The sequence below is a fragment of the Piscinibacter lacus genome (assembly GCF_016735685.1).
GTDB classification, from domain to species: Bacteria; Pseudomonadota; Gammaproteobacteria; order Burkholderiales; family Burkholderiaceae_C; genus Aquariibacter; species Aquariibacter lacus.
The window spans coordinates 350,539-364,059 of record NZ_JAERRA010000002.1; the positions used below are offsets into that span (position 1 = coordinate 350,539).

General features: G+C 73.3%; 14 protein-coding genes. 3 read left to right on the plus strand and 11 right to left on the minus strand.

Annotation, left to right across the window (positions count from 1 at the left end):
- Positions 1-41: 41 nt before the first annotated feature.
- Positions 42-1,058: a helix-turn-helix transcriptional regulator gene (locus JI742_RS11885; RefSeq protein ID WP_201827140.1), complete on the minus strand. Its 1,017-nt coding sequence runs from the start codon at positions 1,056-1,058 to the stop codon at positions 42-44.
- A gap of 133 nt (positions 1,059-1,191) precedes the next feature.
- Here JI742_RS11885 and JI742_RS11890 point away from each other — a divergent pair, with 133 nt between their 5' ends.
- Entirely contained in the window at positions 1,192-2,301 is a 1,110-nt protein-coding gene (locus tag JI742_RS11890; protein WP_201827142.1) for a hypothetical protein, read from the plus strand.
- Between the two features lie 49 nt (positions 2,302-2,350).
- On the opposite strand, the gene bktB is transcribed toward JI742_RS11890, so the two are convergent.
- From bktB to JI742_RS11915, 5 genes are all read right to left on the minus strand, one after another.
- Positions 2,351-3,535, minus strand: coding sequence for a beta-ketothiolase BktB (gene bktB, locus JI742_RS11895; RefSeq protein ID WP_201827144.1), 1,185 nt, complete (start codon positions 3,533-3,535; stop codon positions 2,351-2,353).
- Between the two features lie 172 nt (positions 3,536-3,707).
- Positions 3,708-5,558, minus strand: coding sequence for an aminopeptidase P family protein (locus tag JI742_RS11900; RefSeq protein ID WP_201827146.1), 1,851 nt, complete (start codon positions 5,556-5,558; stop codon positions 3,708-3,710).
- 103 nt (positions 5,559-5,661) lie between these two features.
- The gene (locus tag JI742_RS11905) at positions 5,662-7,035 is read right to left on the minus strand and encodes a TAXI family TRAP transporter solute-binding subunit (protein WP_201827148.1); all 1,374 of its coding nucleotides are present in this window, start codon (positions 7,033-7,035) and stop codon (positions 5,662-5,664) included.
- Between the two features lie 60 nt (positions 7,036-7,095).
- Complete coding sequence (gene rarD / locus JI742_RS11910) at positions 7,096-7,995, minus strand: EamA family transporter RarD (RefSeq protein WP_201827150.1); 900 nt, start codon at positions 7,993-7,995, stop codon at positions 7,096-7,098.
- 10 nt (positions 7,996-8,005) lie between these two features.
- Complete coding sequence (locus JI742_RS11915; RefSeq protein ID WP_201827152.1) at positions 8,006-8,356, minus strand: FKBP-type peptidyl-prolyl cis-trans isomerase; 351 nt, start codon at positions 8,354-8,356, stop codon at positions 8,006-8,008.
- Positions 8,357-8,562: 206 nt separating this feature from the next.
- Between JI742_RS11915 and JI742_RS11920 the strand changes: the two genes are divergently transcribed.
- Entirely contained in the window at positions 8,563-9,369 is an 807-nt protein-coding gene (locus JI742_RS11920) for a DUF3047 domain-containing protein (protein WP_201827154.1), read from the plus strand.
- A gap of 41 nt (positions 9,370-9,410) precedes the next feature.
- Positions 9,411-10,715 (plus strand): polyamine export protein PaeA, encoded by a 1,305-nt coding sequence (paeA, locus tag JI742_RS11925; protein WP_201827156.1) that lies wholly within the window; start codon positions 9,411-9,413, stop codon positions 10,713-10,715.
- A 12-nt stretch (positions 10,716-10,727) separates the two neighbouring features.
- Here the strand turns inward: paeA and JI742_RS11930 are convergent, their stop codons facing one another.
- The 5 genes from JI742_RS11930 to JI742_RS11950 all read right to left on the minus strand — a co-directional run bounded on the left by JI742_RS11930 (position 10,728) and on the right by JI742_RS11950 (position 13,429).
- Positions 10,728-11,015, minus strand: coding sequence for a GNAT family N-acetyltransferase (locus JI742_RS11930; protein ID WP_201827158.1), 288 nt, complete (start codon positions 11,013-11,015; stop codon positions 10,728-10,730).
- A 25-nt stretch (positions 11,016-11,040) separates the two neighbouring features.
- Entirely contained in the window at positions 11,041-11,574 is a 534-nt protein-coding gene (locus JI742_RS11935; RefSeq protein WP_201827160.1) for a chromate transporter, read from the minus strand.
- Entirely contained in the window at positions 11,571-12,170 is a 600-nt protein-coding gene (locus tag JI742_RS11940; RefSeq protein WP_201827162.1) for a chromate transporter, read from the minus strand. The genes JI742_RS11935 and JI742_RS11940 overlap by 4 nt, the downstream gene beginning before the upstream one ends.
- Before the next feature lie 127 nt (positions 12,171-12,297).
- Positions 12,298-12,507: a cold-shock protein gene (locus tag JI742_RS11945; RefSeq protein WP_201827164.1), complete on the minus strand. Its 210-nt coding sequence runs from the start codon at positions 12,505-12,507 to the stop codon at positions 12,298-12,300.
- Between the two features lie 226 nt (positions 12,508-12,733).
- Positions 12,734-13,429 (minus strand): DUF502 domain-containing protein, encoded by a 696-nt coding sequence (locus JI742_RS11950; RefSeq protein WP_350309675.1) that lies wholly within the window; start codon positions 13,427-13,429, stop codon positions 12,734-12,736.
- Positions 13,430-13,521: the final 92 nt, after the last annotated feature.

Below are 13,521 nucleotides of genomic sequence, written 5' to 3' on the forward strand. Positions count from 1 at the left end.
GGGTCAGCAAGGCGCAGGCCAGGGCGACGGGCGGGCTTGGCTCAGTCCGGGTCGGCCGCCGCGGCACGGGCCAGCGCCGCGGCCAGGGCCTCGTGCAACTGCCGGCGCAGGGCGACGGGACCCAGCACCTCGACCTCGGCGCCATGACGCATCAGGTCCATCAGCAGCTCGGTAGGCTCGGTGTAGGGCAGGCTCAGCAGGTAGCGGCCGTCGGGCAGCAGGCGGCCCTGCTGCTGGGGATGCCACTGCTCATGCGCCACCCAGCGCGCCGCGCGGGCCGAGAAGCGCAGCCTGGCGGTTTGCAGCTTGCCGCCGACGAAGGCGCCATAGCCGCCGTCGAGCTCGGCCTCCAGGGTCTTGAGCGGGATGTCCTTGGCGCGCTGCTCCAGCGGCTCGACGGCCTCGATCGCATCAACCGCGAAGCGACGCAGCGCCTCCTTGGCATGGCACCAGGCATCCAGGTACCAGGCATGGCGGTGATGCACCAGGCGCTGCGGCGAGACGATGCGCTCGCCATGCTCGCCGCGCGCCCGGCTGTGGTGCTGAAGCTTGAGCCGGCGGCGGCGGATGAGCGCGCTGCCGATGCGCTCGAAGTGCTGGCTGTCCACTGGCCGGCGCGCGGCGGCCAGCACCTTCACGCGCTTGAGCGCCTCGCGGGTCTCGCCGGCATCGGCACCGAGCATGCCATCCAGGCGGTCGAGCAGCGGCTGCAGGTGGCGGGCCAGCACGCCGCCCTCGTCCAGGCCGCGGATGAGCTGGTGCATGTTCAGCAGGGCATGGATCTCGGGCTCGCTGAACCAGACGCCCGGCAGCGCATGGCGCGGCGCCGCGCCGGCCCGGCCGGCGGCGGCCTCGGCCGAGGGCTCGTCGCCGAAGCGGTAGCCGCCGCGCTCGCGGTCGTAGACGATGGGCGCGCCCATGCGATCGCGGAGGTAGAGCAGGTCGCGGTTCAGCGTGGCGCGCGAGACCTCCAGCGCCGCTTGCAGCGCGTCGAAGGGCACGCAGCCGCGGCTGCGGATCAGGGTTTCGATCCGGTAGAAACGTTCGGTGCGGTCCATCGACTCTCCGGCATGCGGTTCAGGAACAGCCCGAGTGTGCCAAAAACATGCCGGGACAGGCTCATGCCCTGAGCCTTGACCCCGGCAGACTGCGCAGCCATGCCGGGCATGGGGCCTGGCCGAGGAACGCACCATGTCTGCCCAAGTCCTGCTGGCTTTCGACGAGCACCCGGCCGATGCCGCCACCGGCTTCGCCCTCGGCTGGGATCACGCCTGCCACGACCTGCTGCCGCCGGCCGCCCTGATGCAGCCCGGCAACCCGCTCTGGCAGGGCTACCAGGCCGCGCAGCGTGCCGGCCGGGCGGGAAGCCGCGCCGGCCATCCCGGCCTCGGCCCCTGGCTGGCCCTGCGGCGCCGGGCCTGGCTGGGCGGCTGCGGCTTCGAGACCCTGGAGCTGAACCCGCGCCACCTGGCCAGCCTGGCGCGCAGCCACTGCCCGGTCAGCCGCGAGCCGCTGGATCCGGCCCGCCTGGCCGAGGACCTGGTGCGGCTGCGGCCCGATTGCGCCTGGGCCGCCGGCCATCTGGCCGTGCTGGCGCCGCGGGTGCGGGCCGCCCTGGGCCGGCGCGATGCTGCCGCCGTGCAGGCCCTGCTGCAAGGCTTACAGGCCGAGGACCTGCCCGAGGCCGAAGGCCTGAGCCGTGCCGAATGGCAGCGCCTGGCCGCCCTGCTGGACATGGTGCGACCGCTGCCGCAGGCCGAGGCCCTGGCCCGGCCCTTGAGCGTGCTGCCGCCGCCGCGCCTGCGCCTGCTGAACCCCGCCCACGGCCTGCAGGCCTTGATCGCCTGGCAGTACCTGCGGCCCGGCTTCAGCGCGCGGATCGCGCAGATCGAGGCCGCCCTGCCCACGCCGGCCCTGAGGGCGCGGCTGCGCCGCCTGCATTTCGCCCTGCTTCCGCGGGTGCTGGAAGCCGCGCCGCAAGCCGAGCCGGAGGCCTGCCGCCATGCGGTGGAAGACGCCTGGCACGACCCGCGGGTGCAGCAAGCCTGGTCCCTGCTCGGCGAGGCCCTGGGCGAGGCCGGCTGCGCCGCCCTGCTGGACCGCCTGGCCGAGCGTGCGCGGCTCGACGGCCTGCCCCTGCAGGCCCGGACCCTGGCCCAGGCCACCGAGGGCTGGGCACCGGCCGAAGCCGCGATGCCCCTGCCCAGCCGCCTGCGGCGTCTGCCCGGGCCGCGACCGGCGCTGCGGCTGCCGACCGCCGAATCCGCACGCCGGCCGCAGCCGGCCGGGCCGCTGCACTGAGCCGCGCAGGGCCGGCCCCGCCGGCCGCTGCGCGAGCGGCCCCGGCGGTTCAGACCCGCTCGAAGACCATCGCGATGCCCTGGCCGCCGCCGATGCACATGGTGGCCAGGCCGTAGCGGCCGCCGCTGCGCTGCAGCTCGTAGATCAGCTTGGTCGCGAGGATGGCGCCGGTCGCGCCGATCGGGTGGCCGAGCGAGATGCCCGAGCCATTGGGGTTGAGGCGCTCCGGATCGAAGTCCAGTTGCTGGGCCACGGCCAGGGCCTGGGCCGCGAAGGCCTCGTTCGACTCGATGACCGACAGGTCCTGCACCTTCAGGCCGGCGCGCCCCAGGGCCATGCGGGTGGCCGGCACCGGGCCCAGGCCCATGGTGGCGGGCTCGACGCCGCCATGGCCGTAGGACACGACCCGGGCCAGCGGCTTCAGGCCCTGGGCCTTCACCGCCGCGGCGCTGGCCAGCACCAGCGCGGCGGCGCCGTCGTTGATGCCCGAGGCATTGCCGGCCGTCACGCTGCCGTCCTTCTTGAAGGCCGGGCGCATCTTGGCCAGGGCCTCCAGCGTGGTGTCGGGGCGCACATGCTCGTCGGTGTCGAAGACCACGGTGCCCTTGCGGCCGACGATCTCGACCGGCGCGATCTGGCTCTTGAAGCGGCCTTCGGCGATGGCGCGCGCGGCGCGGCGCTGGCTCTCAAGGGCCAGCGCATCCTGCTGCTCGCGGCTGATGCCGCACTGGGCCGCGACGTTCTCGGCGGTCACGCCCATGTGGATGGTCTGGAAGGGGTCGTGCAGGGCGCCGACGACATAGTCCAGCGCCTGCACATCGCCCATGCGCGCGCCCCAGCGGGCCGAGGGCAGCACATAGGCGCCGCGGCTCATCGACTCGGCCCCGGCGCCGACGGCGACCTCGGTGTCGCCCAGGGCCAGGCTCTGCACCGCGCAGACGATGGCCTGCAGGCCCGAGCCGCAGAGCCGGTTCACGTTGTAGGCCGTGACCTCCTTGGGCAGGCCGGCCTCGATCGCGGCGACGCGGCTGAGGTAGGCATCGCGCGGCTCGCCGGGCACGACATTGCCCATGATGAGCTGGCCGACCGTCTCGGTGGCCACGCCGGCGCGCTGCAAGGCAGCGGCGACGGCATGGGTGGCCAGCTTGGCCAAGGGAAGGTCCTTCAGCGAACCGCCGAAGGCGCCGATCGGGGCACGCGCCGCGCCGACGACAAAGATCTCTGCTGCACTCATGGGGTCTCCTCCTGGGGGGCCGGTCCCGGCTGGGGCGCGGCCACATGCCGCGGCCGGAGCCACGGCGCTTCGGACGGCATCGTGCGCGCCCGCGCTGAACCCGCGCTGACGCGCCGGCCCCGTCGACCCTGGGGCGAACCCGGGCGGCTGCGGGGCCGCGCGCTCCCGGGGCTCAGCCCCGGGCCAGCGGCTGGCAGCGGGTGTCGAGCCAGTCGCGTGCGGCACCGTCCAGGCGCGGGCGCAGGCGCTCGCGCACGGTGGCGTGGTAGGCATCGAGCCAGGCGGCCTCGTCCGCGCGCAGCAGGCCGCGATCGATGCAGCGGGTGTCGATGGGGCAGAGGCTCAGGGTCTCGAAGGCCAGGAAGTCGCCCAGGTCCAGGCCTTCGTCTTCCGGCGGGCGCGGGCCTTCGGCGGGCACGTTCAGCACCAGGTTCTCGATGCGCACGCCCCAGCGGCCGGGGCGGTAGAGGCCGGGCTCGACCGAGGTGATCATGCCGGGCTCCATCGCCATCTCGGGCGTCGGCGTGGCCTTGCTGATGCTCTGCGGGCCCTCGTGCACGTTCAGGAAGTAGCCCACGCCATGGCCGGTGCCGTGGCCAAAGTCCAGGCGCTCGGCCCACAGCGGCGCGCGCGCGAGGGCATCGAGCATGGGGCTGGGCGTGCCGCGTGGGAAGACCGCGCGCGAGAGCGCGATCGTGCCCTTGAGCACCAGGGTGAAGTCGCGCTTCATGGCCGCGCTGGGCCTGCCGATCGGCCAGACGCGGGTGATGTCGGTCGTGCCGCCAAGGTACTGGCCGCCCGAATCGATCAGCAGCAGGCCGTCGGCCACCACGCCCTGCGGGGTGGAGATCAGGGCATGAGCCTGCTCGGTCGCGCGGTAGTGCGGCATCGCGCCATTGGCATTGAAGCCGGCGATCACCGGGAAGCTCAGGCCGCGGAAATCGGGCTGGCGTGCACGCTCGGCCGACAGGCGGTCGGCGACCGTCAGCTCGCTGATCGCCTCGCGGCCCAGGGCCTGCTCGAACCAGGCATAGAAGGCGCACATGGCCAGGCCATCGCGGACCATGGCCTCGCGCACATGCTCGGCCTCGGCGGCGGTCTTGCGGCTCTTCGCCAGGGTGCTGGGGTTGATCGCCTCGACCCGCTTCAGGCCGGGTGGCAGGGCCTCGCGGAAGGCCAGGGTGACGCGCTTCGGATCCAGCCACAGCACGGCCCCGGGCGGCAGCGCGGCCAGGGCCTCGCGCAGCGCGCCGTAGGGCGCAAGCTGCACGCCATCGGCCGCCAGGCGGTGGGCCAGGGCGGCATCGACCTTGCCCTCGCCGACGAAGAGGGTGAGGCCGCGCAGGTCGACCAGGGCATGGCCCAGGAAGACCGGGTTGTAGTCGACATCGCTGCCGCGCAGGTTCAGCAGCCAGGCCAGGTCGTCGAGGGTGGAGACGAGGTGGTGGGTGGCGCCGCGCGCGACCATCGCCTCGCGCAGCCGCGCCAGCTTGTCGGCCCGCGCGGTGGCGGCCTGCGGCGGCAGGTGCTCGACCACCGGCGCGGCCGGCAGCGGCGGGCGCTCGGGCCAGGCGCCGTCGAGCGGATCGCGATCGGTCACCAGGCCCAGGCCGGCCTCGGCCAGCGCGCTGCGCAGGGCCTGGGCCGCGGCCAGTCCGAGCACCGCGCCGTCGACCCCGACCCGCCCGCCCTGGGGCGTGTGGCGGATCAGCCAGTCCACCGGCGCCTGGGCCATCGAGCCGCTCACCTTGACCAGCTCGATGCCGCTGCCGGCCAGCTCCTGCGCGGCCTGGGTCCAGTAGCGGCTGTCAGCGCACAGCGCGGCGCGGCTGGCCGTCAGCACCAGGGTGCCCATGGAGCCGGTGAAGCCGCTGAACCATTCGCGGCCCTGCCAGTGGCCGGGCAGGTACTCGGACAGGTGCGGGTCGCTGGAGGGCAGCAGCACGCCGTCCAGACCCTGGGCGGCCATGGCCTCGCGCAGGCGGATCAGTCGTTCGCGGGCGGGGTGGGTGCGGGTGTCCATCGGCGGGATCGATTCAGGCGGAGGGCTTCAGCATGGCACGGGCGATCGGACCGCGCAGGCATCGGGGCGAAGGCCGTGCAGGGGGCCAGTAGGTCGGCCGCACTCAGGCCGGCACCGGCCGCTGCGCCCCCAGGGCCAGCAGCTTCTTGCGGACCATGTGGATGTGGCTGCGCAGGGCGTAGAGCTCGTCGGCATGCGAGAGCGGCACGCTGATCTGCGCGACGCGGCGTTCCAGGGCCTCCAGTTCGCCGAGGAGTTCGTCGGGCGGCTGGCCGGGGCTTTCGGGCTGCTCCAGCGCGTCCTCGATCTGGCGCAGCTTGCCGTACCAGCGGAAGACGCGCGAGCGCACGCGCAGCTCGTAGAGCGGCGGCACCACCCGGCTGAGCGGGATGAGCACGACGATCAGCGAGGCCAGCAGCACCCACATGCGGTCGATCAGATTGGCCAGCCAGAAGGGCAGGTAGCGCTGCAGCAGGCTGGGGCCGGACTGGTAGAAGCGTTCGGCCTCCTTGCCCAGCGGGTATTCGGTGCTGCGCGGGTTGGGGAAGTCGCCGCGGCGCTGGAACCAGCCGGCCTCGCCGTGGATGGCGCGCGCGGCCTGCACGAAGAGCTGTTGCAGCGCCGGATGCGCCGTCTCGTGGGCGACCAGCATGGCGGTGGGCGCGACGAGGTGGATGTCGCGCGGCGGCTGGTCGCGGGCCAGGTCGATCACGCCGCGCGGCAGCAGCACGGGGGTCAGCAGCGGCAGGCGGCGGGTGTAGGCCTCGGCTTGGCGGAAGTCGAAAAGCGCGATGCCGGGCGTCTGCAGCAGCATCTGCACCAGGGGCGATTCGGGCGCCGAGGTGAAGGCCACGGCATCAAGGCGGCCGGCCAGCAGATCGACCACCGCCGGCGTGGCCGACAGGCGCGAGAGCGTGAGCGATTCGGGCGCGACGCCGTTGAGCTCCAGCAGGCTCAGCATGAGCTGGGTGACGCCGCTGCCGGGCGCGCCGATGTTGAGCTTCCAGCCCTGCAGGCCGGCCAGGCTGGCGAGCGGCGGCTTGCCGCCGGCCTGGCGGGCGCGCGCCTCGCGGTAGAAGATCCAGACCGGCTCGTAGAACAGGCTGCCCAGGCTGAGCAGGGGCGAGGCCTCGCCGTCCTCGGCGGCGGGCTGCGGGCCGTCGGCGCCGCCCTGGACGAAGGCGAACTCGACCGGGCTGTCCATGTCGCGCAGCAGGGCCAGGTTCTCGGCCGAGCCGGCGGTCTCGCGCAGCACCACCTCGATGCCGTACTTGGCAAGCTGCTCCTTGTAGCGCTTGCCGAATTCGCCGTAGGCGCCCTGGGCCGGGCCGGTGGCCAGCACGACGCGCTTGGGCGGGGTGGGGTTGACCAGCCAGTAGGCACCCACCAGCAGGACGATGGCCAGCAGGGCCAGCGGGCCGGCGGTGATCAGCAGATCCCGGACGGAAAGCAGGGTCTGGCGCAGGGCTTGGGGCATGGCGGGCAAGGCAGCGAAGGCCGCTGGATTGTGCCGGGCGGCTGCGCGCCCGGGCCGGCCTCAGCGGCGCCGGGCCGCCCAGCGGTCTTCCAGGCTGTAGAGCGCCAGGCCCAGCCAGATGGCGGTAAAGCCGAGCTGGCGCTCGGCGCCGAAGGGCTCGCCGAACAGCAGCACGCCGATCGCAAGCTGGGTGCTCGGCACCAGGTACTGCAGCAAGCCCAGCAGCGAGAAGGGAATGCGCCGCGCGCCGGCCGCGAAGAGCAGCAGCGGGATGACGGTGATCGGCCCGGCGGCCATCACCAGGGCCTGGGTGAGGCCGGGCAGCGCGTCGTACTGGCTGGTGCCGGCCAGCGCCAGGCCGCCCAGGGCGAGCAGGGCCAGGGGCAGCAGCAGCAGGGTTTCCAGGGCCAGGCCCTCGACCGGGCCGAGCGCGGCCGTCTTGCGCAGCAGGCCGTAGCCGGCAAAGCTGAAGGCCAGGCCCAGGGCGATCCAGGGCAGGCCGCCGCTGTGCAGCGCCAGCCACAGCACGCCGGCCGCCGCGCAGGCCGTGGCCGCCCACTGGCCGGGCCGCAGCCGCTCGTGCAGCAGCCAGGCGCCGAGCAGCACATTGACCAGGGGGTTGATGAAGTAGCCGAGGCTGGCTTCGACCACCCGGCCGGTGGCCACCGCCCACAGGTAGATCAGCCAGTTCAGCCCGATCAGCGTGGCACTGGCCAGCGCGCCCCAGGCCACCCGGCGGTCGGCCAGGGCCGGGCCGATCCAGGCAAAGCGGCGCTGCCAGCCGAGCAGACCCAGCACGAAGACGGCCGACCACAGCACCCGGTGGGCGAGCAGCTCGAAGGCCGGCAAGGCGCCGACCGCGCGGAAGTAGAGCGGGAACAGGCCCCAGACGGCGTAGGCGCTCAGGGCCAGGCCGATGCCGCGGCGCCGGTCGGCGGCGGCTTGCGCGTCGGGGCTCAAGCGCGCGGCATCAGTTCAGGCCGAGCAGGTCGACTTCGAACAGCAGGGTGGCGTTGGGCGGGATCACGCCGCCCGCGCCGCGCGCGCCGTAGCCCAGGTCGGCGGGAATCAGCAGGCGGCGGGTGCCGCCGATCTGCATGCCGGCCACGCCCTCGTCCCAGCCGCGGATGACCATGCCGGCGCCCAGGTTGAAGACGAAGGGCTGGCCGCGGTCCTTGCTGGAATCGAACTTCTTGCCGGCCTGGCCGTCCTGCCACAGCCAGCCGGTGTAGTGCACGGTGACGCGCTGGCCGGCGCTGGCGGTGGCGCCGCTGCCGGCGATGGTGTCTTCGTATTGCAGGCCCGAGGGGGTGGTGATCATGCTGGCGCTCCGGTGCGGGGGTGGGCCGGGCGCAGGCCCGGTCCCGAAGGCCGCGGCATCCGCCCGAAAGGCGGCGAGCATAGCCGGGCGCAGACCTCGGTCGAACAAGCGTCATGCCGCGCAGGCATGCTGCGCTGCTTGCGCAAAGCCCGCCCCTGGGCCTGCGCCGCGCCACGCCCGCCCCGCCCCGCCCTGCCCGAGCCCCCATGTCCGAGTCCGACCGCCCCACCGACCCGCAGCGCCGCCGCCTGCTGCACTGGCCGCTGGCCGCCGGCCTGGCGCCGCTGCTGCCGGGCTGTGCCACCCGCGAGGAAGCGGTCCCCGCCGCGCCAGTCGCGGCCGCCGCTGTGCAGGTGCCGCCCTTTTCCACCGCCCCGGCGGGTTCCAGCCTGCCCCCGGGCTGGTCCCCCTATGTGATCTACCGCCAGCGGGCCAAGACCGAGTACCGCCTAGCCGAGCGCGAAGGCCGGCGCGTGCTGCATGCACGAGCCGACCGGGCGGCGAGCGCGCTGCAATGCGCGCTGCGGGTCGATCCGCAGCAGCAGCCGCGGCTGCGCTGGCGCTGGCGGGCCGATCGGCTGGTGGGCGGCGCGCGCGGCGACCGCGAGGACCGCGACGATGCCGTGGCCCGCGTCGGCGTCGGCTTCGACGGGCCGCTGGCCGAACTGACGCTGCGCGAGACCCTGGTGCATGAGCAGGTCAAGCTCTTCGCCGGCCTGGACCTGCCCTTCCAGTCCCTGCTCTACACCTGGGACGACCACCTGCCGGTGGGCAGCGTCTGGCGCGACCGCCGGCTCAGCGGCGTGCGCCACCTGGTGATCCAGAGCGGCCCGGACCAGCTCGGCCAGTGGGTCGAGCATGAGCGCGACGTGCTGGCCGACCACCGCATGGTCTTTCCCGAGTTCGCGCAGCGGCCGGTCGGCACCCTGCTCTCGCTGGGCTGCTTCACCGACAGCGACGACCTCGGCCATGTGGTCGAAGCCTGGTACGACGACCTGAGCCTGAGCGCCTGAGCGCGGCGGGCCGCCGCCGGGCCGCCCCTACACTGAGGCGCATGGATACGGGCACCAGCCTTGGCCTGATCGCGCTGCTGATCGCGGCCTGCGCTTTCTTCTCGATCAGCGAGATCGCGGTGGCCGCCTCGCGCCGCCTGCGCCTGCGCCAGATGGCCGACGAGGGCGAGCCACGCGCCGCCCGCGTGCTGGCGGTGCAGGATGCGCCGGGCAGCTACTTCACCGTCGTGCAGATCGGCCTGAATGCGGTCGCCATCCTGGGCGGCATCGTCGGCGAAGGCGCGCTGAGCCCGGCGCTGACCGAGCTGCTGCGGCCGCTGGCGGGCAGCGAGGAGCGGGCGCAGACCCTGGGCTTCCTGCTGTCCTTCGCGCTGATCACCGCGCTCTTCATCCTCTTCGCCGACCTCTTCCCCAAGCGCCTGGCGATGAGCCAGCCCGAGCGGGTGGCCGTGCATGTGGTCGGCCCCATGCTGGCCCTGGCGGCCCTGTTCAAGCCCCTGGTCTGGGCCTTCGACCGGGCATCCGATGCCATCTTCCGCCTGCTGGGCCTGCCGCCACAGCGCGACGAGATCGTCACCCATGCCGACATCCTGGCGATGACCGAGGCCGGGGCCGCGGCCGGCACGGTGGATGCCCAGGAGCAGCAGGTCATCGTCAACCTCTTCGAGCTGGACACCCGCACGGTCGAAAGCGCGATGACGCCGCGCGACCACATCGTGCACTTCCGGCTCGACGACCCGCCGGAGCTGATCCGTGCGCGCATCGAGGCCGAGCCGCATTCGACCTACCTGGTCTGCGACGGCGGCATCGACAAGCCGGTCGGCTATGTCGATGCCAAGGACCTGCTGCTGCGCGAGCTGGCCGAGCAGCCGATCGCGCTGAGCGACCGCGCCCACCTGCATCCGGTGCTGGTCATCCCCGACCGGCTGACGCTGCTGGAGGTGCTGGAGCAGTTCCGCAGCGCCCGCGAGGACTTCGCCGTCATCCTCAACGAGTACAGCCTGGTGGTCGGCATCATCACCCTGAACGATGTGATGAGCACGGTGATGGCCGGCCTCGTCACGCCGCTGGCCGAGGAGCAGATCTGCCGCCGCGAGGACGGCTCCTGGCTGATCGACGGCCTCACGCCCATCCCCGACGTGCTGCGCGCCCTCGACCTCGACGAACTGCCGCAGCAGGGCAAGTACGACACCCTGGCCGGCTTCCTGATGGTGATGCTGCGCCGCATCCCGCGCCGTACCGACCGCATCGAGGCGGCCGGCCACCGCTTCGAGGTGCTGGATGTGGACGACTACAAGATCGACCAGGTGCTGGTCACCCGCCTGCCGGCGGACGGGGCGCGCTGAGGCTGGCGCGGCTCAGGCGCGCAGCAGGTCCGCATGCTGCGGATGGCGGCGCAGGTAGACGGCCACATAGCTGCACACCGGATCGACCCGCAGGCCCTGGGCCCGCGCATGGGCCAGGGCCGCCTCGACCAGCGCGGCCGCGATGCCGCGGCCTTGCAGTTCCGGCGGCACCACGGTGTGCGGCAGCACCAGCACGCCGCCCTGCACGCGGTAGTCGCAGATCGACAGCAGGCCGTCGACCCGCACCTCGAAACGCGAGGCAGCAAGGTTGTGGACGATGGGGGGCAGCTCGGTCTTCATGCGGGCATTGTGCGCAAGGCACGGCTCAGACCCAGCCCAGCACCCCCAGCAGAGCGCCGGCCGCGATCAGCAGCAGCAAGTGCACCCGCGTGCGCCACACCAGCAGGGCGACCGCGCCGGCCAGCAGCAGGCCGGGCGCCGAGCCCCAGGGCGCCAGCACGAAGCCGGTGGCCAGCATCAGGCCCAGGGTGATCGGTGCCATGCCGGCCTTGAAGGCACGCAGGGCGGGATGGCGGGCGTGGGTCTGGCCCAGGCGCAGGGCGGCCAGGGCCAGGGTGGTCGAAGGGATCAGGATGCCGACCAGCATGGCCAGCGCGCCCGGCAGGCCGGCCACCTGGTAGCCCAGCACCGGGATGAAGAGCAGGTTGGGCCCGGGCGCCGCCTGGGCGATGGCAATGGCATGGCCGAACTGGGCGTCGTCCAGCCAGGCCTGCTGCGCGACCATCACGCGGTGCAGGTCGGGCGCGACGGTGATCGCGCCGCCGATGGCCAGCAGCGAAAGCAGCAGCGCCTGGCCGAACAGCGCGGCCAGCAGCGGCAGGTCGAGATCCGGGCTCATGGCTTGCGCCCGGCCCGCAGCCGGCGGTGGGCCCACAGGCAGGCCGGCAGGCCCAGGCCGGCCAGCACGGCGCCCAGCGGCAGCTTGAGCAGGGCGATGGCGATCAGCGTCGCCCCGCCCAGGCCGGCCACGCCCAGGGTGCCGAGGGGGCTCTCGCGCAGCGGCCGGGCGAGCTTCAGGCAGGCGCCGACGATGAGTCCCGCCGCGACGATGCCCATGCCGCGCAGCGCGTCCTGCAGCCAGGCCGCGCCGGCCTGGTCGATCACCCAGGCGGTGGCCGCCAGCACCAGCAGCAGCGGCAGGGCCAGCATGCCGGCCAGGGCCGCGAGCGCGCCGCGCAAGCCGAACCAGCGCTGCCCGACGGCCAGCGAGAGGTTGCAGACATTCGGCCCCGGCAGCACTTGGGCGAAGGCCAGCATCTCCAGGAATTCGGCCGCGCTCAGCCAGCGGCGGCGCTCGCAGAGCTCGCGCTGGGCCACGGCCAGCACGCCGCCGAAGCCCTGCAGGGCCAGGCCGGTGAAGACGAGGAAGAGCTGGGTGCAGGAGCGCGGCGCGGCAGGCGGCTCGGCACCGGGCGGCGGGGAGGCGTCGGACATGGCGATCGCTCGGCAGACCGGTCCGCTGCCGCAGCGGGACCGGAAGCGGTCCTGAAATGCAGAACGGCCCCGAAGGGCCGTTGTGGGCAATGCGGAAGCAGTGGGCGCCCTCAGGCGCCCGACAGCATCACAGCTTGCGGATGTTCGCGGCTTGCGGGCCCTTCTGGCCTTGCTTGACTTCGAACTCGACGCGCTCGTTTTCGGCCAGGCTCTTGAAGCCATTGCCCGTGATGTCACGGAAGTGGGCGAAAACGTCGGGGCCGCCGCCGTCCTGGGCGATGAAGCCAAAGCCCTTGGCGTCGTTGAACCACTTGACGGTACCGGTTTGAACTGACATGAACATTCCTTGAGAGAAAACGCGGCGGCGACATGCCGCAGCGCGTGCGCCAGCGCAGCGGCTGGCGTCTGCAGGGACACGCAAGAAACGTCACGCAGGGGATCGAACCGGAACGATGTCGACTGGATTTCAGCCGCACCGGATGGAGCACAACCTCGACGAAGCACGAACTTGAAGCATCACCACAAGTGACGCAGTGTAGCGGCATGCAAGCGCCGCGCTGGCTTCATCGCTCGACGAGGGCCGCAGCGGCCGCTTCAGCCTGCGCCGGCCGGGCGCGCGGCAGGTGCTCGGTGGAGGTCACGCCCATCGACACATAGAGGCTGCTGAGCGCGTCGATGCCGATCTCGGCCGGCCGGACCCAGTCCTCCGGCACATAGAGCAGGCCGCCGCCCACCGGCACCGGCGCGGTCGGCAGCAGCACGGCCAGATGCGGCCGGCCGGCGATCAGCACGGCTTCGGGCGCCGACAGCAGGCCCAGTACGGCCACGCCGGGCCGCTCGGCCCCGCCGAAGTGGCACCACACCGCGCTCATCGAGGCCATGCCCGAGCCCTCGCGCTGCGCCAGCAGGCCGACGAAGCGCTGGATCAGGCCGTAGACATTGCGGACCAGGGGGATGCGCTGCACCAGGGCCTCGACGGCGCGTTGCAGGCCGCGCTGCAAGCCGGTCTCGGTCAGCAGGCCCAGGGCCAGCAGCCCCAGCAGCACCAGGCCGATGCCGAGCAGGTAGCCCAGCTTCTCTGATTCGCCCGCGCCGAAACCCAGGCGGATCAGGCCCTGACCGACCGCGCTCTGCGGCCCGACCCAGGTGACCAGCAGGCGCCAGGCCCAGGCGAAGATCGCCACGGTGGCCGCGAGCGGCAAGGCCGCGATCAGGCCGGTCAGCAGCAGGCGCAGCAGGGTGCGGGGGGCGGTCTTCACGATGGGGCAGGCTCCAGGGCATGGGCCGCCGCGCGCGGCCTGCGGCAACTCTAGCGGTCGCCTTCAGCGCAAGGGTCGCGAGATCGCGACAA